This window comes from Kitasatospora arboriphila (assembly GCF_039528095.1).
In the GTDB taxonomy this organism is placed as follows: Bacteria; Actinomycetota; Actinomycetes; order Streptomycetales; family Streptomycetaceae; genus Kitasatospora; species Kitasatospora arboriphila.
Window position 1 is genome coordinate 1 of sequence record NZ_BAAALD010000045.1, and the last position, 22,301, is coordinate 22,301.

Annotated in this window: 18 protein-coding genes; 5 read left to right on the forward strand and 13 right to left on the reverse strand. The window is 74.8% G+C overall.

Annotation, left to right across the window (positions count from 1 at the left end):
- Positions 1 to 85: 85 nt before the first annotated feature.
- Positions 86 to 856 carry a VOC family protein gene (locus ABD353_RS22480; RefSeq protein ID WP_344625445.1) on the reverse strand — a complete coding sequence of 257 codons (771 nt, stop codon included), beginning with the start codon at positions 854 to 856 and terminating at the stop codon, positions 86 to 88.
- 1 nt (position 857) lies between these two features.
- The gene (locus tag ABD353_RS22485; protein WP_344625446.1) at positions 858 to 1,766 is read right to left on the reverse strand and encodes an NADP-dependent oxidoreductase; all 909 of its coding nucleotides are present in this window, start codon (positions 1,764 to 1,766) and stop codon (positions 858 to 860) included.
- A gap of 205 nt (positions 1,767 to 1,971) precedes the next feature.
- On the opposite strand from ABD353_RS22485, the gene ABD353_RS22490 reads away from it, so the two are divergent.
- The 4 genes from ABD353_RS22490 (at position 1,972) to ABD353_RS22505 (ending at position 6,024) form a co-directional block, all read left to right on the forward strand.
- A complete protein-coding gene (locus ABD353_RS22490) occupies positions 1,972 to 2,631 on the forward strand; it encodes a GTP cyclohydrolase II (protein WP_344625447.1) in 660 nt (219 codons plus the stop codon).
- Positions 2,632 to 2,779: 148 nt separating this feature from the next.
- Positions 2,780 to 3,895 (forward strand): baeRF3 domain-containing protein, encoded by a 1,116-nt coding sequence (locus ABD353_RS22495; RefSeq protein ID WP_344625448.1) that lies wholly within the window; start codon positions 2,780 to 2,782, stop codon positions 3,893 to 3,895.
- Between the two features lie 152 nt (positions 3,896 to 4,047).
- Positions 4,048 to 4,722, forward strand: coding sequence for an FxLYD domain-containing protein (locus tag ABD353_RS22500; protein ID WP_344625449.1), 675 nt, complete (start codon positions 4,048 to 4,050; stop codon positions 4,720 to 4,722).
- Between the two features lie 75 nt (positions 4,723 to 4,797).
- Positions 4,798 to 6,024 carry an NAD(P)-binding domain-containing protein gene (locus ABD353_RS22505; RefSeq protein ID WP_344625450.1) on the forward strand — a complete coding sequence of 409 codons (1,227 nt, stop codon included), beginning with the start codon at positions 4,798 to 4,800 and terminating at the stop codon, positions 6,022 to 6,024.
- 45 nt (positions 6,025 to 6,069) lie between these two features.
- Here the strand turns inward: ABD353_RS22505 and ABD353_RS22510 are convergent, their stop codons facing one another.
- The 11 genes from ABD353_RS22510 to ABD353_RS22560 form a co-directional block, all read right to left on the reverse strand.
- Positions 6,070 to 7,290 carry a carboxylate--amine ligase gene (locus ABD353_RS22510; protein ID WP_344625451.1) on the reverse strand — a complete coding sequence of 407 codons (1,221 nt, stop codon included), beginning with the start codon at positions 7,288 to 7,290 and terminating at the stop codon, positions 6,070 to 6,072.
- A 22-nt stretch (positions 7,291 to 7,312) separates the two neighbouring features.
- Positions 7,313 to 8,596, reverse strand: a complete 1,284-nt coding sequence (locus ABD353_RS22515; protein WP_344625452.1) for a glycoside hydrolase family 16 protein — start codon at positions 8,594 to 8,596, stop codon at positions 7,313 to 7,315.
- Positions 8,593 to 10,503 (reverse strand): glycosyltransferase, encoded by a 1,911-nt coding sequence (locus ABD353_RS22520; RefSeq protein WP_344625453.1) that lies wholly within the window; start codon positions 10,501 to 10,503, stop codon positions 8,593 to 8,595. Before ABD353_RS22520 ends, ABD353_RS22515 begins: the two co-directional genes overlap by 4 nt.
- Positions 10,504 to 10,561: 58 nt before the next feature.
- Complete coding sequence (locus tag ABD353_RS22525) at positions 10,562 to 11,374, reverse strand: polysaccharide deacetylase family protein (protein ID WP_344625454.1); 813 nt, start codon at positions 11,372 to 11,374, stop codon at positions 10,562 to 10,564.
- Complete coding sequence (locus ABD353_RS22530; RefSeq protein ID WP_344625455.1) at positions 11,371 to 12,342, reverse strand: glycosyltransferase family 2 protein; 972 nt, start codon at positions 12,340 to 12,342, stop codon at positions 11,371 to 11,373. Before ABD353_RS22530 ends, ABD353_RS22525 begins: the two co-directional genes overlap by 4 nt.
- Complete coding sequence (locus tag ABD353_RS22535; protein WP_344625456.1) at positions 12,339 to 13,715, reverse strand: lipopolysaccharide biosynthesis protein; 1,377 nt, start codon at positions 13,713 to 13,715, stop codon at positions 12,339 to 12,341. Before ABD353_RS22535 ends, ABD353_RS22530 begins: the two co-directional genes overlap by 4 nt.
- Positions 13,712 to 14,935 carry a glycosyltransferase family 2 protein gene (locus tag ABD353_RS22540; protein WP_344625457.1) on the reverse strand — a complete coding sequence of 408 codons (1,224 nt, stop codon included), beginning with the start codon at positions 14,933 to 14,935 and terminating at the stop codon, positions 13,712 to 13,714. The genes ABD353_RS22535 and ABD353_RS22540 overlap by 4 nt, the downstream gene beginning before the upstream one ends.
- A 5-nt stretch (positions 14,936 to 14,940) precedes the next feature.
- Entirely contained in the window at positions 14,941 to 16,251 is a 1,311-nt protein-coding gene (locus ABD353_RS22545) for a glycosyltransferase (RefSeq protein ID WP_344625458.1), read from the reverse strand.
- Entirely contained in the window at positions 16,251 to 17,084 is an 834-nt protein-coding gene (locus ABD353_RS22550) for a glycosyltransferase family 2 protein (protein ID WP_344625459.1), read from the reverse strand. Before ABD353_RS22550 ends, ABD353_RS22545 begins: the two co-directional genes overlap by 1 nt.
- Before the next feature lie 298 nt (positions 17,085 to 17,382).
- Complete coding sequence (locus ABD353_RS22555; protein ID WP_344625460.1) at positions 17,383 to 19,509, reverse strand: putative bifunctional diguanylate cyclase/phosphodiesterase; 2,127 nt, start codon at positions 19,507 to 19,509, stop codon at positions 17,383 to 17,385.
- The gene (locus ABD353_RS22560; RefSeq protein WP_344625461.1) at positions 19,506 to 20,312 is read right to left on the reverse strand and encodes an SAM-dependent methyltransferase; all 807 of its coding nucleotides are present in this window, start codon (positions 20,310 to 20,312) and stop codon (positions 19,506 to 19,508) included. Before ABD353_RS22560 ends, ABD353_RS22555 begins: the two co-directional genes overlap by 4 nt.
- A gap of 163 nt (positions 20,313 to 20,475) precedes the next feature.
- Here ABD353_RS22560 and ABD353_RS22565 point away from each other — a divergent pair, with 163 nt between their 5' ends.
- The gene (locus ABD353_RS22565; protein ID WP_344625462.1) at positions 20,476 to 22,257 is read left to right on the forward strand and encodes a glycoside hydrolase family 15 protein; all 1,782 of its coding nucleotides are present in this window, start codon (positions 20,476 to 20,478) and stop codon (positions 22,255 to 22,257) included.
- Positions 22,258 to 22,301: the final 44 nt, after the last annotated feature.

Below are 22,301 nucleotides of genomic sequence, written 5' to 3' on the forward strand. Positions count from 1 at the left end.
GGCCCGGCGGACGGGGCGCAGCAGGGGGCCAGCAGCCCGGCGGCCCGCGGCCGGGCCTGAGCCGGCGGGCTCTCCCCCGCCGCCGTCACTGCCCGGAGCCGCCGCCCGCGACGTGGATGCCGAAGATCGCGCCCTGCGGGTCGTGCAGGACGGCGAGCCGTGGCCCGTCCGGCACGTCGGTGGGCGGCAGCGCGATGGTGGCGCCGAGGACGGCGGCGCGTTCGGTGGTGGTGTCCACGTCGGCGACCGCGAAGTACGGCATCCAGTACGGGCCGACGTCGGCGGGGAACTGGTCGGCCATGTCGGCCATGCCGCCGAACTCCCGGCCGGGCAGGCCCCACTGGGTGTACATCTCGCCGACGGTGACGCTCCAGCCGAAGACCCTCGGGTAGAACTCCTTGGCGCCGGCGGTGTCCCGGGTGGCGAGTTCGACCCAGCCGAGCGCGCCGGGCTCGTCGATCAGCGGGGTGCCGGTGAAGCCGCGGGCCTGCCAGAGCGCGAACACCGCGCCGGACGGGTCGGCGGCGACGGAGAAGCGGCCGAGGTCGAGGACGTCGGCGGGTTCCGTCACCAGTCGGCCGCCGGCGCCCCGGACGGCGGTGGCGGCGGCGTCGGCGTCGTCGACGGCGAAGGAGATCGTCCAGCTGGTGGGCTGCCCGGCGCGCTGGACGGGGCCGAGGCCGGCGACCGGGTCGGTGCCGAGCATCATCAGCGTGTAGCCGCCGGCCTCCGGGTTCGGGTCGACCTCGGTGCGCCAGCCGAACGTCTCGCGGTAGAAGGCCTTGGAGCCCTCCGGGTCGGTGGTGGAGATCTCCACCCAGCAGGGGGCTCCGAGCGCGGGTCTGTCGATTCTCATGTCACTCCACCACCAGGACGAGTTTGCCGCGGGCGTGTCCGGACTCGACCTCGGCGAGTGCCTCGGGAGCCCGGTCGAGGGGGTAGGTCGCGGTGATCCGCGGGTCGAGGCCGCCGGCCGCGACGAGTGCGGCCAGTGCGGCGAGCGCCTCCCGACCGGGGTTGCGGCGGACGGCGCTGCCGCCGAGCGCGGCGGCGGTGTCGGGGTCGGCGGTGGACACCAGCCGGGTGCGGTCGGCGAGCACGGCGGCGGCCTCCCGCAGGTCCTCGCCGCCGATCAGGTCGAGGAGTCCGTCGACGCCGTCCGGGGCGGCGGTCCTGATCCGGTCGGCCACCCCTTCGCCGTACCGGACCTGGGTGGCGCCGAAGGAGGCGACCCAGTCGCGGTTGCGGTCGGCGGCGGTGCCGACCACCTTGACGCCGCGGGCGCGGGCGAGCTGGGCGGCGGCGCTGCCGACGCCGCCGGCGATGCCGAGGACGAGCAGGGTGCGCCCCGGCTCCAGGGCGAGCTGCTCGACGGCGTCCCAGGCGGTGGCGCCCGCGACGGGCAGCGCGGCCGCCGTGGCGAAGGGGACCTCGGCGGGCTTGCGGGCGCTGACGGCGGCGTCCAGCAGGGTGTGTTCGGCGTAGCCGCCGGCCACCGTGACGCCGAAGACCTCGTCGCCGACGGCGAAGCCCTCGACGCCCGGCCCGACGGCCTCGACCACACCGGCGGCCTCGGCGCCGAGGACGGCGGGCAGGGGTCGGTCGGTGCCGAGCCAGCCGTTGCGGATCTTCCAGTCGATCGGGTTGACCCCGGCAGCGCGGACGGCGATCTGCAGCCGGTCCGGCCCGGGGACGGGCACGGGGCGGTCCAGGAACTCCTGGTGCTCCGGGCCTCCGAACGCCCGGTATCCGAACGCCTTGGACATGCTGCTCCCTCGGGGTCGGCGACTTCCTTCCGCCCAGCTTGCTGGGCGGAAGGCCGGGACGGCCGGGGATGGTGGGCCGAACGGGAGGTGTTGTGCGTGACGCAACGGCAGTTGTTCAAATTGGAACCACGAGGTACGGTCTGACCCTGACCGACCGGTTCGAATTTGAACCACATCTGAACCACACCACCTCGGAGGCCCGGCCATGCCGCAGACCGACACCGCCCGGACGCCGCTGCCCGGCCCCGCCACCGTGCGTTCCCGGGTGCGCATCCCGCTGGCCTTCCCGGACGGCTTCCGGGTCGAGGCCGAGGTCTTCACCTTCCACGGCCTGGCGGACGGCGCCGAGCACCTCGCGCTCGCCCTCGGCGAGGTCGGCGAGACCCCGCTGGTGCGGCTGCACTCCGAGTGCCTCACCGGCGACGTCTTCGGCTCCGCCCGCTGCGACTGCGGCCCGCAGCTGCGCGAGTCCGCGGAGCGGATCGCCGAGGCCGGCGGCTACCTGCTGTACCTCCGCCAGGAGGGCCGCGGCATCGGCCTCTACAACAAGCTCGACGCCTACGCGCTGCAGGACGCCGGGCTGGACACCTACGAGGCGAACACCGCGCTCGGACTGCCCGAGGACGGCCGCGACTACACCGCCGCCGCCCAGATGCTCGCCACGCTCGGCGCGCGCGGCATCCGGCTGCTGAGCAACAACCCCGACAAGGCCGGCCAGCTGTCCCGGCTCGGCATCACGGTGGCCGAGCAGGTGCCGACCGGCGTCCACCTGTCCGAGAGCAACGTCCGCTACCTGCGCACCAAGGCGGACGGCACCGCGCGCACCCTCGGCCACGGCATCGAGTTCCTGTCGCTGGGCGCCTGACCGGGGTTCACCCGATCGGCGCAGGGCGCGCGCGGCGCCGGGGAGCGCGTGGAAGCGTCGGTCGGTGGGCCGCGCCATCCGTCGCTCCACCCCGCCCCGCGGCCCCGCCGGGCCCCGCCCGGCGCGGACCGACCCCGGGAGAGCGCCCGTGGAAACCGACTCCCTCACCTCCGACACCCTGCGCGAACTGCGCAGCCCCCGGCCGTACCCGGCCGTCTCGCTGACCATGCCGACGCACCGCCGCGAGCCGGACAACGCGCAGGACGCGGTGCGGCTGAGGAACCTCCTCGCCGAGGCCGAGCGGCGGATCGACGCCGATCCGGAGGCCTCCCGGCAGAACCGCATCGACCTGCACAAGCAGCTCGAACGGGCGGTCGCCGAGGTGGACCTGCGGCACTCGCTGGACGGGCTGGTGGTGTACGCGACCACCGACGAGCACCAGGTGTGGAGCCTGCCGCGCGAGGTGCCCGAACGGGTCGTGCTCAGCGACACCTTCCTGACCCGCAACCTGGTCGCCGCGAAGGCCCAGGAACGCCCGTACTGGGTCATGGCGGTCGCCGCCGACCGGGCCACCCTGTGGGGCGGCGCGGGCCTCGCGCTGCACGAGCACGAGGCGGACGGCTTCCCGATGGAGGCGGAGGGCGTGGACTGGGACGTCCAGCGCGAGGAGCGCACCGGCGGCCAGCCCAGCACCTTCAGCGACGAGGAGACCCGGCGCTTCCTGCGCTCGGTGGACACCGCGCTCGGCGCCGTCCTCGCCGCGGACCGCCGGCCGCTGTTCCTGATCGGCCTGCCGCAGGCGGTGTCCGCCCTGCAGGAGGTCGGCACCGCCGCGGGCGCGGCCGTCGCGACCGTGCTCAAGGGCGGCCTCACGGACGGCCCCGACCGCGTCCTGCTGCAGGAACTCGCCCCGGCGATGGCCCAGTTCGCCTCGCACGAGTCGGACCGGGTGAGCACCGCACTGGACTCCGCACGCAGCCGCAAGGCCTTCGCCGCCGGCCTGGACGAGGTCTGGGAGGCCGTCTGCGAGGGACGCGTCGAGATGGTCGCCGTCGAGGAGCACTTCCAGCGGACGATGCGGCTCGCCGACGGCCACCTCGCACCGGCGGACGGCGACCGGCCCGGCGGCTGGGAGGAGGGCGTCCGCGAGGACATCGTCGACGAGCTCGTGGAGACCGCGCTGGACAAGGGCGCCGAGGTGGTCTTCGTCCCCGACGACGACCTCACCGCGCACGACCGGATCGCCGCGGTGCTGCGCTACTGACACCCTGCCCGGGCCGTCGTGGCCCCCGGCCCGCCCCTGCGCGGCCGGGGGCCACGACGCACCCGGGCGGCGCAGCCCTGCGCGCGGCGGGCCGCGCCGCGGCGGAGGCTGGAGGAGTTGTGCACCCCCGGCCGAGCGATCCAGGAGCCGCCATGTCCCCGCACTCCCGCCTGCGCCCCCTCACCGGGCCGACCGCCCGGGCCGGCGCGATCCTCGCCGTGGCGGCCGCGCTGACCGCAACGGCGGCCGCGTGCAGCTCGGAGAAGACCAAGGGCGGGATCAGCCCGGCGGTCGTGTCGGCCGCCGCGGAGGCCTCCCGGCACGCCGCCTCGGCCGCCGCCGAGGCCTCGGAGCTGACCGGCGAGGACGCCTCGGCCGCCGCGTCGAGCGCGGCGGCGCTGATCTCCGAGGAGGCGCTCGCCCGGGCCGCCTCCGCCTCGGCCGCGGCGGCCTCGGTGGAGTCCCGGGCGGCCGCTTTCGAGTCCTCGGTCTCCGCGCAGATCTCGAAGGCCCGGCAGAGCGCCAGCGCCGCCCTGAGCGGGGTCGCCGGCACCGGCAACGCGATCGGCGACGTGGTGCTGACCGGGGTGCCCACCACCGCCACGGACGGCTTCCCGGCGGCCACCGTCACCATCACCAACTCGACCTCTCAGAAGGCGAGCTACGCCGTCCAGGTGGACTTCGTGGACTCCTCCGGCGCCACTGTGGAGACGGTGGTGGTGGGCACCTCGGACGTCGCCCCCGGTGAGCGCCGCACGGTGCTCGCGCACGGCGACCAGAAGGTCGACGCAGCCAGCGCCAAGGTCGCGCGGGCGCAGCGTTTCTGACCCTGCCGGGGTGCCGACCGGGTGAGGCCGCCGCATGCTGGGACGAGGGTTGTTCCACACCGGAGGTGGCCACTCATGCAGGGACGGGGAACGGTCGAGCCCGAGGCCGTCGTGATCGGAGCCGGCCCGTACGGGCTGGCGACAGCGGCGCACCTGCGGGGCGCCGGCGTGTCCTTCCGGGCGTTCGGCGAGCCGATGGCCGGCTGGCGCGAGGGCATGCCCGCGGGGATGTTCCTGAAGTCGACACCGCGGGCGTCCTGCATCTCCGATCCCTCGGGCCGTTACGGCTTCAACGACTTCCGCCACCGCGCCGGCCGCGGCACGGTCGGCGACACCTACCCGATCCCGCTGGACGAGTTCGTCGAGTACGGCGAGTGGTTCCAGCGGGAGCGGGTGCCCGAGCTGGAACGGACGCAGGTCGCGCGGGTCGAGGGCGCACCGGGCGGGTTCCGGGTGACCCTGGAGGGCGGCGAGTCGGTGGCGGCCCGTTCGGTCGTCGTGTCGACCGGTCTGCGGCCCTTCGCGTACCTGCCGCCCGAACTCGCCGCACTGGCCGGGACGGGCCTGTGCTCGCACACCAGCGAGCACGCGGACCTGCGGAAGTTCGCCGGGCAGCGGGTGGCCGTGGTGGGCGCCGGACAGTCGGCGCTGGAGAGCGCGGCCCTGCTGCACGAGGCCGGGGCCTCCCCCACCGTGGTGGTCCGCGGCCCGCGGGTGATCTTCGGCGAGCCGCCGGACGCCGACCTGCCGGCCAGCCGCCCGCTCACCGCCCGGGTGACCCGGCCGTCCAGCAACCTCGGCCCGGGGTGGGGCATGCGCGCGTATGCCGACATCCCCTGGCTGTTCCGGTTCCTGCCGGACGAGGCGCGGGCCGTCCGGGTCCGCCGGGTGCTCGGCCCGGCCGGTGCCTGGTGGCTGGAGGAGCGGGTGGACGGTCTCTTCCCGGTGCTCACCGGGCATCCGCTGGCGGCGGCCGAGGCGGTGGACGGCACCGTCCGGCTGAGCCTGGAGGGCCCGACCGAACTGCTGGAGGCCGACCACGTGCTGGCCGCCACCGGCTACCGGGCGGACGTGGCCCGGCTCGCCGTCCTCGACGAGGGGCTGCGCCGGGCGATCCGCACCACGGCCGCGGGCGCGCCGCGGCTCGGCCCGGGTCTGGAGTCGTCCGTGCCGGGCCTGTACTTCACCGGGCTGGCCGCGGCGAACACCTTCGGGCCGGTGATGCGCTTCGTCTGCGGGACGCACTTCGCGGCCAACCGGATCGGCCGGCACGTCGCCGCCCGCAGCAACCGGGACGCGTAGGACGAACGGCGGGCGGGGGCCCGGCGCGCGGCGCCGGGCCCCCGCTCACCCGCCGATCCTGGACCTCAGCATCCGGTACGGCGCGGGAACGCCGAAGCGGAGCAGCGCCGCCACCGCCGGGGCCGGGTCGTCCGCGGCGAACCAGGCGTGCTCGGTGTGGGGCTCCGCCCACAGGCCCCAGGGGCGGCAGCGGTCCTGCCAGGCACCGGCCAGCGCGGAGAGGGTGTCGAGCCGGCCCGCCCGGAAGCGTCGCGGCCGCTGCGGCCCGGCCGGGACGGGGCGGCCGGTCAGCCAGAGGTGCAGGGCGCGGACGACGTCGACCCCGTCCACCGTCTCGAAGAGGCGGAACTGGGCGCCGTTGCGGGGGTTGAAGTCCAGCAGCTTGTAGCGGCCGTCCCGCCGGTCGAGGCGCCAGTCCAGGTCGGCGCTGCCGCAGTAGCCGATGGCCTCGCAGAAGTCGGTGGCCAGCGCCGCGAGTTCGGGGTTCGGCCGGGTGTGGCCGCGGGTGGTGACACCGCTCTCCGGCGGCCACGAGCGGTCCTTGACGCCGGTGAAGACGACCAGCGGCTTGCCGCCGGACCCGCAGCAGAGGTGGGTGATCCAGTCCTCGGCGCAGGACTGCGGGACGTACTCCTGGAGCAGCACCGAGAGCGGGCCGTCCGAGGGGCAGGCGGCCAGCAGGGCCGGCTCGTCGGGCACGACCGTGGTGTGGCTGACGGCGGGGCGCACCTGTCGGGTGAAGGGGGCGAGGTTCTTCAGGACGACCGGGTAGCCCCACTCCCGCGCCGTGGCGAGGAGTTCGGACCGGTCGGCCGGGGTCGCGGCGCGCGGGGTGGCCACGCCGTTCGTGCGGCAGAGCTCGTGCAGGCCGCCCTTGTCGGCGAGCCTGCGCGGCAGGTCCGCCGGTACCGGTGGCAGCAGGAACCGCCCGGCCAGTTCGGAGCGGTGCTCGGCGAGCAGCACGGCGGCCTCGTCGTCGGTGGGCACCGCGACGGTGGGGCGGCCGATCGCCCTCCCGGCGGCCAGCAGGGCGGCCACCAGTGCCTCGGGCGGCTCCCCCGCGCTGGTGGGCCGGACGAAGGCCCGCCGCACGTAGCGGGAGAGCGCGGTCGGGGTCAGCGCGTCCTCCACCATGGCGTACACCGGCACGCCGGCCCGGCCGAGCGACCGGGCGGCGCCGTAGGCGCCGTAGGCGTCCGGGTAGTGGCCGACCTTCACCATCAGCACGGGTACTCCGCGGTCCAGTTCAGGGCCCTCGGCCTGCATCGGGTCCACCTCCTCGGGCGGGTCAGCGCTGCCAGACGGCGACCCAGCCGACGTCCAGCCGGGCGGAGTCGGTGCCGGGCGGCGGCGCGGTCTGGAAGCCGACCGCCAGGTTGATCACCAGTTCCATGGCCACGTGCGGGATCGCGGCCGGTTCGGTGACCTTGAAGCGCTGGACGCCGTCGACGTACCAGGTGACCGAGTCGGGCTGCCAGTCGACCGCGAAGACGTGGTAGCCGCCCGAGAAGTCGGCCGGGCCGTAGCGGTTGCCGATGTGGGTGTCGCTGCCGTCGGGGGCCCGCCAGTGCAGGTTGGAGTCGACGTGCGAGGCGCTGTTGATGAACTCGGCGATGTCGATCTCGGGCGGGGTGCCGCGGGCGTCGGCGGGGATCAGCCAGAACGCCGGGAACATGCCCTCGGCCGCGACCGGCACCTTGACGGCGGCGGCGAACCAGCCGTAGGTGAAGGTGTGCCGCGGTGCGCCGTCCCAGTGGTCGCGGCCGGTGCTGACCATGCCGGAGGTCCACGGGTAGGTCTTGCCGTCGGTGCCGTGGGTGGTCCGGCGGTCGGCGGTGAGGGCGAGGTCCCCGTTGCCTACGGACACCTGGCCGGGCAGGTACCACTGGAGCTCGTGGTTGCCGGCGTTGGTGCAGCCGCCGTCGTTCCAGTCGTAGCAGGTGGCCCAGTCCGCGGTGTTCAGCCGGGAGCCGGTGAAGTCGTCGAGGAAGACCCGGTGCCAGGGCCCCGGCGGGGTCGGCGGGTCGGTCGCCCGCTGCGCGCCCGGCACGGCGGCCTGTGTCCGCGAGGCCGGGGAGCCGTCGGCGGTCGGGTCGCCGCAGGCGGTGGCACCGGCCAGGACGCAGGCCGCGACCAGCGCACCGGCCCGCAGCGCCGAGCGGTCGTACCGGCCGGGCGGCGGGGGCGGCCCCTCGCGGGTGGAGCGGGTGGCCGGGTCGGGCGGCGGCAGCCGCCGCCGCGGGTAGGGCAGCACCAGCAGGGTGGTGAGGACGGCCAGCTCCACCAGGACCCGGCGGGCCGTGAAGGTGTGGGTGAGCAGCAGCGGGGCGGCGGCGACCGCGGAGAGGACGGCGCTGCAGGCGACGGCGGGCACCACGGCCGCCGTCGGCGCGTACCGGGAGCGCGCGGGCCAGCGGCACCGCAGCACCAGGGCGGTGCCCGGGACGGCCAGCACGGCGACGGCGGCGAGGACGGTGCGGACGCGGCCCGCGGGCAGCACGGTGGCCGCGGCCCCGGCCCAGGCGAGGCCGGCGAGCACGCACCGCACCGCCGGACCGGCGAAGCTGTTCACGGCTGCCTCCCGGTGGGATTCTGCTGGTCGGTGCTGCCGCCGGTGCCCCACGGCGGCGCGACCTCGCCGACGACGCCGGCGGACGGCGCGGTGTACTGGTAGACCACCGCGTCGGGGCTGGTGTAGACGGCGCGGAACTCCGGTGATCCGGCCGCGAGTCCGGCCAGCCGCCGGACGGTGTCCTCGGGCAGCGCCCCGGTCAGCCGGAGGGCCTCGGCCTGGGCGCGGGTGAGCACCAGGAACGACGGCCCGGGCACCACCGGGACGGTCAGCTCGCGGCGCAGCAGCGGCAACGGGTCGGCGAGCATGATGCGCTGTTCCTCCGCCGACAGCTGGCTGAGGATCACCCGGGTGCGGTCGTCGTAGTTGAACTCGCCACCGGGGAGGTCGCCGGTGACGGAGACGATGCGCGTGCCCGACGGGGCGTCCGCGGTGACCTGCTTCAGGGCCGCGACCTCCTGCGGGCTGAAGTAGTTCATCGCCTCCTTGCTGTAGTAGTTGCCGAACATGCCGAGGGCGAGCGCGCCCGCCGCGGCGGCGGCGAGGGCGCGGTGCAGGACGGGCCTCCGGCCGCTGCGCAGCACGACCGTGCCGGCCAGGAAGGCCGTCGCCGGGAGGACGAACAGGTAGGCGCGCAGGATCATCTCGCCGCCGTAGCTGTTGCCCAGCAGCAGCGGCAGCGGGCCGAACAGCACGGCGATCAGGCCGGTGCGGCGGACCCAGCGCTGCGAGACCAGCGCGACGACGGCGAGCAGGCCGAGCACCGCGCACATGCCGAGGGAGAGCCGGGCGACCATCGCCTGGCCGGGCGCGATGGTGCCGAACCTCAGCTGGCCCGGTGGGCGGACGTTGCTGTTGGTGGCGCTGAGGCCGGCGATCAGCTGGTTGGCGTTCTGCGCCAGGTAGCTGTGGGCGACCGTGTAGTCCCAGGCGAAGGTCATCGCGACGGCGGCGCCCAGTACCGGCAGGACGGTCCGCCGGTTGCGGCGCGGCAGGCTGAGCATGGCGAGGACGCTGATCGTCATGATCGGGGTCAGCGGGTGCGAGATCACGATGCCGGCGAGGACCACCACCGTCATGGCGTACCAGCCGAGCCAGGGTGTCCTGGCGGTGAGCGCGGTGGCCGTCGGCGGCCCCTCGGCGGCGGCCGCGGCGGCGCGCCGGGCGGCCGCGAGCCGGCCGATCACCAGCGCGAGCAGCAGCACGAACAGCAGGAAGGCGAACGCCTGCGGCGAGAAGTAGTCCTGGCCGACCCAGGAGACGGAGTAGAAGAGCCAGACCCCGCCCCAGACCAGCCGGCGGTTGTCGGTGAGCGCGCGGTAGAGCAGCAGCAGCGGGCCGAGCAGCATCAGGTTGGCCAGCAGCGGGTACCAGGAGGCGTAGCCGAGCGCGGAGTGCAGCCCGGTGGCGCGCAGGAACAGCACGTTGAGCTGGAAGAAGCCGGGCCACTCGTTGTAGAGCTCCAGTCCGCCGGCGTTCGGGACGGTGCCGTTGTGCCGGAGCATGGCGTCGACCACCGCGATGTGCTTCCACGCCCACGCGTAGCGCAGCGTGGGGTAGAGCACGCTCGGGGTGGCGTGGATCATCGTGATCAGCGCGACGACGTACGCGGCGGCCCAGCCCTGCGGGACGCGCGGCTGGTAGAGCACGGCGACGAAGCCGGCGAGCAGCACGGCGAAGCCGGCCCAGTAGGTCATCGGCAGGGCCTGGAGCAGGCCGAGGTCGCCCATCCGGTCGAGGCGGGCGCCGCGCAGTGCCAGCACCCACAGCGCGACCGCCACCGGCAGCGCGCCCGCGGCGAACCGGCCGGCCGGGCTGCGTCCGCCGAGCACCCGGTCCAGCAGCGCCGCGGGCGGGCGCCGCGGCACCGGCGGACCGGCCGTGTCTGCGATCTGCTGGTCGACCATCGTCGGGCCCTCTCCGGGCTGTTGTCGTGTCACAAGGTGTGGCGGCTCGTGCGTGGGGTCAGTCCTTGGGCGGCCCGCCCACCGGGGCGCCGACGAACCGGGTGAACCGGCGGTAGGACCGCCAGCCACGGGTGTAGAGGCTCTCCCGGATCGGGCCGACGCGGCTGCCGCGGCCGGCCGTCCAGTCGTCGAAGACGCTGTCCGGGGTGTCGCTGCGGACCATCAGCCGGCAGATCCGCATCGGGTCGTCGGTCGCCGAGCTGAACTTGTTCTCCACGGCGGTCGCCGAGGTCCAGCCCGCCGCGCGGACCTGGCGGCGGACGGCGGGGCTGGAGTAGCCGTGCGGGTAGGCGAAGGCGGTCGCGGGGTGGCCGATGGCGTCCTCCAGCCGCTTCTTGCTGCCGACGATCTCGTCGGTGCGGCGCTGGCCGTAGACCGTGTCGAGCTGGGCGTGCGTCTGGGAGTGGCCGCCGATCTCCACGCCGACCGCGTCGAGGGTGCCGACCTGGCGCCAGTTGAGCATCCGCGAGTCGGGCAGCAGGCTGCCGGTGGGCTCCCCGCCGGGCGGGTGGATCGCGCCGACCGTGACGTAGAGGGTGGCGGGCAGGCCGCGCTCGGTGAGGATCGGGGCGACCGTCCAGTAGAAGTCGGCGAAGCCGTCGTCGAAGGTGAGCACCGCGGCGTTGGCCGGCAGCGCGGGCCCGCCGTGCAGCGCGGCGACCAGCCGGCGCAGCGGGACGACCGTCAGGCCGGCGTCGGCGATCCGGTCGAGCTGCTCGCGGAAGGTCTTCGGGGAGACGGTGTAGGGCGCGATCCAGTCCGGCGGGTCCTCCGAGACGGAGTGGTACAGGAAGACGGGGACGGCTCTCATCGCGGGCTCCTCGCCGGCCGGAGGGTCGGCACGGACGGCCGGGGCAGCAGGAGGGCTGCGCGGCCCACGGTGTAGCCCAGCACGGTGATCCCGGCCCCGGCGCAGAGCGCGCCCGCGGAGCGCAGGTCGGCCCGGCGCAGGTGGCGCAGCACGGCCGCCGGCAGGGTGTGCCGGAGGTACCGGCGCTCGGAGGCCAGGGCGGGGTGCGGTCCGCTGTGCCGGGCGACGACGGCCTTGGAGCGGCCCTCGGCGTAGCAGCGGGCCCGGAAGTACGCCCAGGTGGCCCGGCCCGGCGGGACGTGGTGGTGGACGACGGCGGCCGGGTCGTAGCGCAGCTGCGCCTGCGGGTGGCGGGCGGCCAGCCGGAGGCAGAACTCGGTCTCCTCACAGCCGACCGGGCGGGTGCCGACCCTGCCGAGGTCGAGCCGGAAGCCGCCGGCGGAGACGGCCTCGGCACGCCGGAAGGACATGTTGGCGCCGGTGAAGTTGCGGATCGCCGCGGGCCGGTCGGGCAGGCCGCGGTAGGAGCAGCCGACCACCCAGTCGAACTCGCCGGGGAACCACGCGGGCCGGCCGGTCTCCCAGCGCGGCCGGACGAACCCGCCGACGCCGAGCACCGCGGGGTCGCGGTAGCCGGCGAGCAGGCGGTCGGCCCAGTCGGGTGCGGCCACCGCGTCGTCGTCCAGGAAGGCGACCACGTCGCCGCGGACCGCACGGACCCCGGTGTTCCGTGCGCCGGACAGGCCGCGGCGCTGCTCGTTGGGGAGGACCCGGACGTCCGGCCAACGGTGCCCGGCCCGGCGGGCGAGCTCGGGGCAGTGGTCGACGACCAGGACGAGTTCCTCGGGCGGCCGGCGCTGACCGCGGACGGAGTCCACGGCGGCGCACAGGTCGTCCCAGCGGTCCAGGGTGTAGGCGCAGATGACGACGGACAGGGTGGTCCGCGCGTCGGGCGGGGCGGTGGTCATGCCGTCCTCCTTTCGGGCGCCTTCATCCAGCGTGGCATTGTCAGCAGCAACGGCACGGCGACGGCGCAGCAGGCGAGCAGCCAGGCGAGGCCGACCCCGGTGAGTCCGTACACCGGGAGCAGTACGGCGGTGAGGCCGATGACCAGGACGCAGTGGGCGACCTGGAGGCCGATCAGTCGCCGCAGGTTGCGGCGGACCCGGGCGACGTCGATGGCGACGGTGATCAGGACGGTCGGCAGCGAGGCGATCGCCATCAGCCGGAGCACCGGGGTGCCGTGCGCGGCGTAGTCGGGGCCGAAGAGGCCGAGGATCCAGGGCGCGGCGGCGACCACGACGGCGGTGGCGGCGGCGACCAGCAGGCCGGCATGGCGGAGCATCCGCCGGGCGAGCTCGGGCAGCCGGTCGGGCCGGTGGGCGCCCTCGACGACGAGGGAGGCGCCCATGCTGAAGACCGCGATGTCGAAGGTGTCGGCGATGATCCAGGCGAGCGAGTAGTAGGCGTTCTGGGCGGCGCCGAGCTGGGCGAGCACGATCAGCGGCAGCACGGCGTAGGTGGTGATGCTGGCGAGCTTGCCGAGGTAGTCGGCGGTGGCGTAGCGCATCAGTCGGCGCGGCATGGGTGCGCCGGTCCGGTCGGCGCGCTGGTGCGCGGGGATGGCCCGGCGGAACAGCACGGAGTTGGTGACGACGATCGACAGCAGCAGGGCGACGGCCCAGGAGGTGAGGATGCCGGTGCCGACGGCGAGGGCCGCGCAGACGGCGAGGGCGGCGGCCTTGGCGGCGGCGAAGAGCATGTTCTCGCCGAGCACCCAGCCGGTGCGGCGCAGTCCGGTGAGCGCGCCGTCCTGCAGGTCGAAGATCGAGTAGCCGGCGGTGGCGACGACGAAGGCGACGGCGAGCAGCGGCGAGCGCAGGAAGTCCAGGCTGGGGGCGACGACCGGGATCAGCAGCAGGAAGCCGCAGGCGGCGAGGGCGCTGAGCCCGCCGCTGATGGCGTAGCAGCGCAGTACCAGCCGCCGGGTGTGCCGGCCGGCCCGGGGGACGAACCGGACGAGGACGTCGCCGAGGTTGAACCGGCCGACGCCGGACATCAGGGCGGCCACCGACAGCGCCGCGTAGCTGGTGCCGACGGTCTCCGCGCTGTACCAGCGGGTCGCGAAGATCCAGAACAGCGAGCCCAGCGCTGCCGAGAGCACTGCGCTGGCGGCCAGGATGTGCCCGTTGCGCAGCAGCGGCTCGCCGGCCGTCCGGCGGGTGACGGCCCGGACGCGGGCGCGCAGCAGCGCGGCGTACGAGCACTCGCAGGGCAGCGGCAGCGGGCACGAGCACGGGCGGCCGGCCGTGGTGCGGCGGGAGACGAAGTCGGTGATCACGGCCGGATCCCGGCGGGCAGGGTGCGCTGGCGCCCGCGGCTGTAGAGGTAGCTGAGCGGCCCGACCAGCAGCCCGCGGCGGTGCAGTCGGACGAGTTCGCGCGGGGACGAGGCGCTGGTGCGGCGGCGGCCGGGGGCCATCGGCAGGGCCTTGGGCAGGCCGCGGAGGAGGTCGGCGAGCAGCGCGGGGCGCTGGACGACGGCGGCGGCCAGGTAGGCGCCGTAGCCGACGCCGAAGCCGTACACCTGGGAGCGCAGCGCGGCCGGGGTGCGGCGGTGGCGGTGCCAGACCAGTGCGTCGGGCGCGTAGGCGACCAGGCGTCCGGTGGTGAGCACCCGCAGGAAGGCGAGCAGGTCCTCGCCGCCGCGGGTCGGGGTGCCGGCGCCGGTGGCCCGGTCGAAGCCGCCGATGGCCCGCAGGGCCTCCGTCCGGAAGGCCATGTTGGCGCCGGTGCCGAAGCGGCTGACCGTGTAGGGGACGGGCGGGTCGCCGCCCTGGTCGGCGAGCGACCAGGTGCGCGGGGCAAAGCCGCGGGAGAAGCCGCAGTGGCGCTCGAAGGCCGCCTGGGACGGGGTGTCCAGCTCGGCGGGCAGCACCAGGCCGGTGACGCAGCCGATCCTGGGGTCGCTGCGGAAGGTCGCCAGCATGGCGTGCAGCCAGCCGGGGTCGGGCAGGGCGTCGTCGTCGGTGAAGGCGCACACCTCTCCGGTGGCGGCGGCCACGCCGGTGTTGCGGGCCCGCGCCAGCCCGGGTACCGGTTCGCGCAGGTAGCGGATCCGGTCGCCGTAGCGGTCGCGGACCAGGTCGTGGGTGGTCAGGTCGGTGGGCGCGTTGTCGACCAGCAGCAGCTCGGCGTCGGCGGGTGCGGCCCGCAGCAGCGCGTCAAGGCAGCGCGGCAGCAGTTCGGTGCGGTCGCGGGTGCAGATGATCACGCTGAGGGTGGGCGGCGGGGCGGCCGCGGGCGGCGGGGCGGCCGGGGTGGCGCCGAGCGCGGTGCCGGCGGCGAGCAGCGCGGCCCGCAGCCCGGAGGTGTCGCCCCGGGACGCGGTGGTGGTCACCAGGCCGAGCGGGCGGCCGTGCCGTCTGACCAGGGCGAGGACGGGGCCGCCGGTCGGCGGCGGGGCGGCGGCACCGCCGGGGACCCGCAGTTCCTGGGGGTGGGCGAGGTCGAGGTCGACGATCGCGGCCGGCGGGTCGGGCAGCGCGGTGGCGGCGGTCATGGTGATCACTCTCCGGTTCGGGCGCCGCGCTGGTGCCAGACGGTGTAGAGGTAGGAGAACGGGCCGTACAGCAGGCCCCGGAACTCCCGGCGGCCGAGGCCCGCCACCGGCTCGGGCCCGCAGCCCTCGGCGGCGCGCCGGCGGTGGACGGCCTGCCAGCGCCACAGGCCCTGCGGCAGGCGGCGGATCAGGTCGGCGAGCACGTCGGGCCGGTGGGCGACGGCGGCGGTCAGGTAAGCCCCGAAGCCGACGCCGAAGTTGAAGATCTGCCGGGCCAGCGCCTCGTCGGTGCGCGGGTGGCGGTGCCAGACGATGGCCTCCGGCTGGTACGCGATGTCGTGTCCGCCGTTGTAGACGGAGAAGAAGGCGTACAGTTCCTCGCCGCCGCGGGCGGGGGTGCCGGCGCCGGTGGCCGGGTCGAAGCCGCCGACGGCGCGCAGCAGGTCGGTGCGGAAGGCCATGTTGGCGCCGGAGCCGAACCGGCCGACGGAGAACCGCTGCAGCGGGTCGGCGTCCTTCTCGCGCAGCGACCAGCTGCGGGCGGCGAAGCCGCGGGAGTACCCGCCGTAGCGCTCCAGGACGGCCTGGGCGGCGGTGTCGAGTTCGGCGGGCAGCACCAGGCCGGTGACACAGCCGATCCGGTCGTCGGCCCGGAAGGGTTCGGCGAGCGCGGCGACCCAGCCCCGGTCGATCACGAGGTCGTCGTCGGCGAAGGCGCAGACGTCGCCGCGGGCGGCGGCGAGCCCGGCGTTCCTGGCCCGGGCGAGGCCGGGGAGCGGTTCGCAGACGTACCGGACCTGGTCGGAGTAGAGCGCCTCGATCAGGTCGCGGGTGGCGGTCCCGACCGGCGCGTTGTCGACCACGACCACCTCGACGTACGGGTAGTCGGTGCGCAGCAGCGAGTCGAGGCAGCTGCGGAGCGACTGGGGCCGGTTGCGGGTGCAGACCACCACGGTGACGGTCGGCGAGTCCGCGGGCACCCGCGGCGGCCCGGTCCGGCGGGGACGCGCCGCGGGTGTCGCGGTGGACAGGGAGGGAACGCGAAGTTCCCGGTGAGCGGCTTCGACCAGCGCCCGGCGCAGCGTGGCGGGATCGCCTGCCGTGCCTGTGGCCTCGACCAACCCCAGCGGGTGTCCGTGCAGCCGCACCAACGCCAACACGCGGCCCTCCGGGTCGACGGGGCCGAGACCGCCGGGCGAATGCAGCCGCCCGGGCTCGTCCAGGTCCAGCTCGACCACCCGGACGGGGGTGTAGAGCGATTCTCGCGCGGCTGGGCGCGGGCAGGCTGCCGGGGTGCGCCGGTCGTAGCCATTCATCATCGCTCCCCCACGGCAACGGGCGCCGCGGACCTGGCTCCGGGACGCTCGGCGATCAGCGTCCGCAGCACCCGTCGGCCGTCGGAGACGGCGTGGAGGTGCGAGCGACCGCTGCGGCGGGGAAGTTCGAGGCTCGGGACCTCGGCGATGCGGAGACCCGAGCGGAGGGCGTGCGCGATCATCTCGGCCTCGATCTCGAAGCCGGACGAGCGCAGCCGGAGTTCGTCGAGGAAGCTGCGGTTGAACGCGCAGTAGCCGTAGCAGAGGTCGGTCAGCACCGTGTGGTACAGCCGGTTGACCACGGCGATCAGGGCGCGGTTGCCGAGGGCGCGGATGCGGGTGAGGTCGAGCGATCCGCCGCCGGCGATGCAGCGCGAGCCCTTGACGAAGTCGTACCCGTTGTCGAGGAAGTGCAGGTAGTGCGGGATCTCGCCGGGCCACATCGAGCCGTCGGCGTCCATCATGACGATGTACTCGCCGGTGGCGGCGGCGAATCCGGTGCGCAGGGCGTTCCCCTTGCCCGGGCCCGTCTGCTGGACGTTGCGCACGGTCGGCAGGCAGTGCCGCGCCATGGCGAGGGTGGCGTCGCTGGAGGAGCCGTCGACCAGGATGACCTCGTCCACGCAGCGGGGGATCTGCTCGAACACCCAGGGGATGTTGCGGGCCTCGTTGTGGGCCGGCACGACCAGGCTGACGGTGTGCCGGGGGGCGAGGTCCCCGGCCCGGCGCATGGGCTGCGGTGCGCCCTCCGCCCTGTCGGTGGCTCGGCGCATGGGCCGGCCGTTGTGCATCGGGTACGGCTGGTGCGGGTCGGAAGACGCAGTGGTGCTCATCGCGAGCGGCCTCTCGGGAGGCGGCAGGGCACAGGGGTGCCCGCGGAAACGGGGTGGAGACGGATCAACGACGCTCGGGCTGCGTCCCCCGCGGCCTCGGTGAGCCCCCCGGGCCCTGCCCTCGGAATGCGTCGGTCGTCTCGGGCGCACGCGGCGCCGACGGTGACGGCCGGTACCTGGCGTCCCGCCGTAGCGGTACCGGTTGGAGCCATCATCCTCACGGCGGTCACGCCGAGTCAAGGACTTTGGGGCGGTTTATCTGAATTGCCCGATTTTTCGACGGGCGGTCGACGGCCCCTCACTCGGCGAGGTCGACCGTCTCCGACAGGTTGGCCTCGGCGATCCGGCGGGCGATCTCGCCGGGGCGGACGGGACGGCCGAAGTGCCACCCCTGCGCCCAGTCGCAGCCCATCAGCCGCAACCGCTCGGCGTCGGCGCGGTTCTCCACGCCCTCGGCGGTGACGGTCAGCCCGAGGGTGTGCGCGAGCGAGACGAGTCCGCTGACGATCCGCCAGCCGAGGTGGGTGTCCTTGGCCGGGTCGTGCAGGTCTCCGACGAAGGAGCCGGCGATCTTCAGCCCGGAGACCGGCAGGTCGCGCAGGTAGGCGAGGTTCGACCAGCCGGTGCCGAAATCGTCCACGGCCAGCGAGACGCCGAGGTCGACCAGGCCGTGCAGCGACTTGAGCGCCTCGTCCTCGGGGCCGACCACGGTGGACTCGGTGATCTCCAGCTGCAGCTTGCCGGGCTGCAGACCGCTCGCGCGCAGGATACGGTCGAGGTCGGCGACCAGCCCGGCGTTGCGGGCCTGACGGACCGCCAGGTTGACGTTCAACTGCGGCGCCCGGTCGCCGAACCGGCGCACCCAGTCGGCCGCCTGGCCGCAGGCCTGCTCCAGCACCCACCGCCCGAGCGGCATGATCAGACCGGTCTCCTCGGCGGTGCCGACGAACTCCTCGGGCCCGAGCACGCCGAGCTGCGGGTGACGCCACCGCACCAGCGCCTCCACCGCGGCGAGCGACCCGTCGGCGAGGTTGACCAGTGGCTGGTAGTCGATGAAGAACTCTCCGCGGTCCAGCGCGGACGGCATCCGCACGGACACCGCGTACCGGCTGACCGCGCGGGCGTTCTCCTTGGGGTCGAAGAGCGTCCAGCGGCCGCGGCCGGCCTCCTTGGCCCGATAGAGCGTCAGGTCCGCGGCCCGTACCGCGGCGCCCGGGGTGGTGGTGGCGACCCGGCGTTCGAGGACGCCGACGCTGGCGCCGACGGCGAGCTTGTGGTCGCCGACGATCACCGGCTTGGCCAGCGCGGCGAGCACCGTCTTGGCCGCGGCCACCGCCTCCTGCTCGCCCCGGCAGTTCTCCAGCAGCACCACGAACTCGTCGCCGCCGAGCCGGGCCACCATGTGGCCGAGCGGGGTGAGCGCGGCGTCCAGCCGGCTGGCGACCGCCGTCAGCAGCTGGTCGCCCATGTCGTGGCCGAGGCTGTCGTTGACCACCTTGAAGCCGTCGAGGTCGACGTAGCACAGACCGAACCGGGCGCCCGGCTCCGGCTCCTCGAAGAGCCGCTCCAGCCGCTCGAAGAAGGCGGCCCGGTTGGGCAGGCCGGTGAGCGGGTCGTGGGTGGCCTGGTGGCGCAGCCGCTCCTGCAGGCGGTAACGGTCGGTGATGTCCTCCAGCATGGCGACCTGGTACTTGGGCACGCCGTCCGCGTCGCGGATCAGCGAGACGGTCAGGTGCGTCCAGACCACCTCGCCGTCGCGCCGGTAGTACGGCTTGTCGACCTGGAAGTACTCGCGCTTGCCGCTGATGAGGTCGCCGTACGCCTCCCACACGCCCGGGGTGTCCTCGGGGTGGACGAGGTCGCCGACCCGGCGGCCCGCCATGTCCTCCGTGCCGACCCCGAAGATCTCCCCGATGGCCTTGTTCACGGCCAGGATGTTGCCCTCGACGTCCCCGATGCCGATGCCGATCGCCGCGCTCTCGAACAGCGCCCGGAAGCGGGCCTCGGACTCGCGCAGGGCGCGCTCCACGCCGTGGCGGGCGGTGTCCGCGGCCAGCCGGATCGCCTCCTGCTCGCGCAGCGTCCGCTCGCGCAGGGCCGCGGCCCAGCCGGCCGCGAAGGCGCCGGAGAGCATCGGGCCGACGCCGTCGGCGGCGGGCTGCCGGTGCAGGATCTCGACCGCCCGGGCCAGCACCTCCGGATCGGTGAAGTGCGCGTCGACCAGCAGCGCGCCGGCCTGCCGGGCGGGCACGGGGTCGAAGGGCCGGGCACGGCGGGCCCGGTCGAGCAGCTCGGCGGTGCGGTCGACCAGGCTGTCGACGACCCGCGGGTGGACCGCTCCGCCGTGGTTGCCGCCGAGCAGCCGGGCCCACTCCTTGCGCAGGCCCTCCGTGCTGCCGGCCCCCACCGGCAGCCCGCCGCTCACGGGAGTCGTCCGACGCCGGCCACGCCCGTCATCCGCTCCGGATGCGGGCCGACCTCCTGCGGATCGTCCGGACGCCATTCGGGGAGGTAGACCACCCCGGGCTCGACCAGCTCGAAGCCGTCGAAGAAGGCCTCGATGGCCTCCCGACCGCGCATGGTGAGCGGGGTCGGGGTCTTCCGGTACAGGTCCTGGTGGGAGCCGGCCTGGTCGGGGCGGCCCTCCAGCGAGGCGTGCGAGAGCACCAGGGCGCTGCCGGGCGGCAGCGCGTCGCGCAGCGCGGCGACCAGTTTGTGCGGGTCGTCGGACTCCGGCACGAAGTGCAGCACCGCGACGAGCAGCACCGCGACCGGCTCGCCCGCCGCGAGCAGGCCGCTCACCTCGGGACGGGCGAGCAGGTCGTCGACGTGGCGCAGGTCGGCCTGGACGACGCTGCTGAGCGGGTCGTCCTCCAGCAGCAGGCGGCTGTGCGCCACGGCGACCGGGTCGTTGTCGACGTACACCACACGGGCGTCGGGGGCCGTCCGGCGGGCGGCCTCGTGGACCGGGCCGAAGGTGGGGATCCCGGAGCCGATGTCCAGGAACCGGGTGATGCCGGACTCGGCGAGGTACTGGACGGCCCGCCGCAGGAACGCCCGGTTGGCCCGCATGATCCGCGGGAGCTCCGGCCAGAGCTCCACCGCCTTGCGGGCCATCTGCCGGTCTGCCTCGAAGTTGTGCGAGCCGCCGAGGTAGTAGTCGTACATGCGGGCCGCGTTGGGCTTCTCGAGGTCTGTTCCGGCGGGCACCCAGTTCGGTTGCCGCATGACGGCACCCCCTCCGGTTCAGGAAAAAGCCAACAACTCGACATGATTTTCCTATGATCTGATCTTCCTTGCAAGCGGAACGGAAGTTCCCGGCTCCACCCCTGCCGGCCCCGGATTCCTTACGCCGCGCGGTTCCTGACGCCTTCGGCGGAGAATGGTCATGATGGCCGGACGCATCGAGGACTACGCCCTCATCGGTGACCTCCAGACCGCCGCCCTGGTGGGCAAGGACGGTTCGGTCGACTGGCTCTGCCTGCCTCGCTTCGACTCCCCCAGCTGCTTCGCCGGACTGCTCGGCGACCGCCGGCACGGCGCGTGGCGGATCGCACCCGCCACCGGCGGCGAGTGCACCCGGCGGCGCTACCTCGGCGACAGCCTCGTCCTGGAGTCCCTCTGGGCCACCCCCGACGGCACCGTCCGGATCATCGACTTCATGCCGCAGCGCGACCGCGCCCCCCAACTGGTGCGGATCGTCGAGGGCGTCTCCGGCACCGTCCCGATGCGCGGCGAGCTGCGGCTGCGGTTCAACTACGGCCGGGTCCACCCCTGGGTCCGCCGCACCGAGCACCACCGGGTCGCCGTCGCCGGCCCGGACTCCGCCTGGCTGCGGGTGCCGACCGGGGTGCACACCTACGGCGAGGACGGCACGACCGCCTCCGACTTCACCGTCTCCGCGGGCGACCAGGTGCCCTTCGTGCTCACCTGGCAGCCCTCCCACCTGCACGCCCCGCCCCGGGCCGACTCCGTGCAGGCCCTGGCCAGCACCCTCGACGGCTGGGAGCGCTGGGCGTCCGACTGCCACTACGACGGCGAGTGGCACCGCGCCGTGCTGCGCTCGCTGATCACCCTCAAGGCACTCGCCTACGAGCCCACCGGCGGGATCGTCGCCGCCCCCACCGCCTCACTGCCCGAGGTGCTCGGCGGCGAACGCAACTGGGACTACCGCTTCTGCTGGCTGCGCGACTCCAGCCTCACCCTCTCCGCGCTGCTGCGCGGCGGCTTCCGCGAGGAGGCGGCCGCCTGGCGCAAGTGGCTGCTGCGGGCGATCGCCGGCGACCCCGGCGACCTGCAGGCCGTCTACGGCGTCGCGGGCGAACGCGGACTGCCCGAGATCGAGGCCGACTGGCTGCCCGGCTACGACGGCTCGACGCCGGTGCGGTTCGGCAACGTCGCCGTCCGCCAGCTCCAACTCGACGTCTACGGCGAGGTGGTGGACACCATGCACCTCGCCCTGCAGGCCGGGATCCCGATGGAACGCCAGGTCTGGAGCCTGCTGCGGACGCTCATGGCCTACCTGGAGAAGCACTGGACGGAACCCGACGAGGGCCTGTGGGAGGTACGCGGCGCCCGGCGGCACTTCGTGCACTCCAAGGTGATGGCCTGGGTCGCCGCCGACCGCGCCCTCAAGATGGCCGAACTCACCGGCCTGCCCGCCCCGGTGGACCGCTGGCGGGAGATGCGGGACGCGGTGCACGCGGACGTCTGCGAGAACGGCGTGGACCGCCGCCGCGGCCTGTTCGTCCAGGACTACGGCGGACAGGACCTGGACGCCGCCACGCTCTTCGTCGTGAAGAGCGGCTTCCTGCCGCCGGACGACCCGCGGGTGGTGCGCACGGTGGACGCCGTCCGCACCGGGCTGGACCACGGCGGGCTGATCCGGCGCTACTCGGTGGGCTCCCCCGCGGACGGCCTCCCCGGCAACGAAGGCGCCTTCCTGGCCTGCTCGTTCTGGCTCGCGGACGCCCTCGGCGCGATCGGGCGGACCGGCGAGGCCCGCGACCTGTTCGTCCGGCTGGTCTCGCTCGGCAACGACGTCGGACTGCTGGCCGAGGAGTGGGACCCGCACTCCGGACGCCAACTCGGCAACATGCCACAGGCGTTCAGCCACGTGGCCCTGGTCAACTCCGCCTTCGAACTCGCTGCCAGGCATCCTGAGCAGGGGTGACCCGTCGGGTGCCCCCACGCGCCCCTGAGGGGTTTCCGTTGTCC